This is a genomic window from Melaminivora alkalimesophila, assembly GCF_000282995.1.
GTDB classification, from domain to species: domain Bacteria; phylum Pseudomonadota; class Gammaproteobacteria; order Burkholderiales; family Burkholderiaceae_C; genus Melaminivora; species Melaminivora alkalimesophila.
The window spans coordinates 1-2,469 of the sequence record NZ_ALEE01000743.1 but is presented as its reverse complement, the minus strand read 5'-3'; the positions used below and the strand labels follow the sequence as shown (position 1 = coordinate 2,469).

The 2,469-nt window shown below is 72.0% G+C and carries 3 protein-coding genes; 1 reads left to right on the top strand and 2 read right to left on the bottom strand.

Annotation, left to right across the window (positions count from 1 at the left end; genetic code table 11):
- Positions 1-203 precede the first annotated feature (203 nt).
- The gene (locus tag A612_RS14415) at positions 204-851 is read left to right on the top strand and encodes a YiaD family glycine zipper/OmpA-like lipoprotein (RefSeq protein WP_019375154.1); all 648 of its coding nucleotides are present in this window, start codon (positions 204-206) and stop codon (positions 849-851) included.
- A gap of 17 nt (positions 852-868) precedes the next feature.
- On the opposite strand, the gene A612_RS14410 is transcribed toward A612_RS14415, so the two are convergent.
- Both A612_RS14410 and A612_RS14405 read right to left on the bottom strand, forming a co-directional pair.
- On the bottom strand, positions 869-1,528 hold the full coding sequence (locus A612_RS14410; RefSeq protein WP_019375153.1) for a response regulator transcription factor: 660 nt from the start codon (positions 1,526-1,528) through the stop codon (positions 869-871).
- Between the two features lie 7 nt (positions 1,529-1,535).
- A partial coding sequence (locus A612_RS14405) for a PAS domain-containing sensor histidine kinase (RefSeq protein ID WP_019375152.1) occupies positions 1,536-2,469 on the bottom strand: 934 nt, incomplete at its 5' end.

The following is a 2,469-nucleotide window of genomic DNA, read 5'->3' as shown; positions in this document are numbered from 1 at the left end:
CGCCGCCGATCGGCAGGAGGAGGGGCGCGAGGGGCCGCGCTGACGGCGCCCTTCCACTGCGCCTGCGGACACTTGTTGACCGTGCCGGCGCCGCGCTGGCCAGCCGTCCTACAGCCCGCGGCCCGGCTTGCTCCTACGCTGTGCAGCAGCGGCCGGCCCGTGCCGGGCGGCCTTTTTGCATCCGTACAGCCAGGAGCCTTCCCATGCGCAGACCTCTCGCCATCGCCACCATCACCCTCGCCGCCCTCGCCACCGGCTGTGCCGGCATGAGCGACACGCAACGCCGCACCGCCACCGGTGCCGGCGTCGGCGCCCTGGGAGGCGCGGCCATCGGCGCCGTGACCGGCGGCAATGCCGGCACCGGCGCCGTGATCGGGGCGGGCGTGGGCGCCCTGGGCAGCTACATCTGGTCGCAGCGCATGGAGCGCCAGCGCCAGGACATGCAGGCCGCCACGCAGGGCACCGGCGTCACCGTGACCCAGACGGCCGACAACCAGCTCAAGCTGGACATTCCCAGCGACATCTCGTTCGCCACCAACCGCGCCGACATCCAGCCCAACTTCCAGCCGATCCTCGACCAGTTCGCCGAGGGCCTGCGCAACAACCCCAACGCCGAGGTGCGCATCATCGGCCACACCGACTCCACCGGTACCGACGCGATCAACAACCCGCTGTCGGTCGAGCGCGCGACCAGCACGCGCAACTACCTGACGGCGCGGGGCGTGAGCGGGGCGCGCATCCACGTCGAGGGCCGGGGCTCGCGCGAGCCCATCGCCAGCAACGACACGGCTGAAGGGCGCGCGCGCAACCGCCGCGTCGAGATCTACGTCGGCGAGCGCCAGGGCGGCTGAGTGGCGCCCCCGGCGCGTCAGGCCGGGGCCGGTCCGGCGCGCAGCAGGTTCGCCAGCTCCACCGCCGAGCGCACCTGCATCTTGTCGAAGACGCGCGCGCGGTGCACCTCCACCGTGCGCACGCTGATAGAGAGCTGATCGGCGATCAGCTTGTTGGGCAAGCCCTCGACGACCAGCCGCATCACTTCGTGCTCGCGCTCGGTGAGCTCGGCCAGCCGCTGCTGCACGCGGCACTGCGCGCGCTGCTGGGTAAGGCGCTCGGCCGACAGGGCCAGCGCCGCCTGGATGCGATCCACCAGCTGGTTGTCGGAAAAGGGCTTCTCGCAGAAGTCGAAGGCGCCGCGCTTGACGGTGTCCACGGCCGTCGGCACGTCGGCGTGGCCAGTCAGGAAAATCACCGGAATGGTGGCCGTGTCACCGCGCTCGAGCATCCGGTCGAACAGCGCCAAGCCGCTCATCCCCGGCATGCGCACATCCAGCAGCAGGCAGCTGGGCTGGCGCTGGCCGACCCCGCGCGCAGCGCGCTCGCTCAGCATCGCCTCGAAGGCCTCGGCGCTGGCAAAGCCCTCGCTCAGCACACGGCGCGAGCGCAACAGCCAGGCCAGGGCCTCGCGCACCTCGGCGTCGTCGTCCACGATGTAGACGGTGGCGGGGCTGGGCGGATGCGAAGGATGCATGGGTGTCTCAGGGCCTGGAAGATGCGCAGGGCAGCGTGAAGGCGAATACCGTACCACGTGGCTGGCGAGGCGCCCACCACAGGTGGCCGCCGTGTTGCTCGACCACGGTGCGGCACAGGCTCAGGCCCAAGCCCATGCCCTCGGCGCGGGTGGTGTAGAAGGGGGTGAACAGGCGCTCGGCCACGTCCGCGTCGATGCCGCTGCCGTTGTCCGCCACCGAGAGCTCGAGCCACGCAGGGCTGCTGCCACGGCTTGCCCGGCGGGCGCGCAGCTCCAGCACGGGCGGCGCGTCCGCCCCCTGCCCCGATGGCGCCGCCCCGTCCATGGCCTGCATGGCGTTGCGCGTCAGGTTCAGCAGCACCTGCTCGACCATGGTCGCGTCGCACAGCGCCGGGGGCAGGTCGGGGTCGATCTCCAGCCGCATTTGGACCCCGAGCTTCTGGGCCTGCAGGCGGATGATCGGCAGCACGGCGTCGAACAGCACGCCCACCTCGACCGCCGCGCGCGCGTGCGGGCGGCGGCGCACGAAGTCGTGCACGCTCTTGATGACACGCCCGGCGCGCTCGGCCTGGGCCGCGATGCGCTCCAGCGCCAGCCGGATCTCCGCCCACTGCGCATCCGCCGGCGACGGCGTGAGCAGGTTCAGGGAGCCGGTGGCGTAGCTGGCGATTGCCACCAGCGGCTGGTTCAGCTCGTGGCTCAGCAGCGAAGCCATCTCGCCCACGGTCGCCAAGCGCGCCGTGGCCTGCAGGCGCTCGTGCGTGGTGCGCGAGAGTTCCTCGGCGCGGCGCTGCTCGCTCACATCCAGGATCGAGCCCATCCAGCCGGTGTGCAGCCCCTGGGCGTTGATCAGTGGCGCTTCGTAGATCATCACCGGAAAGCGCGTGCCGTCGCTGCGCAGGAACACCGACTCGTAGCCGGCGGCCGGCGGGCTGGCGCGG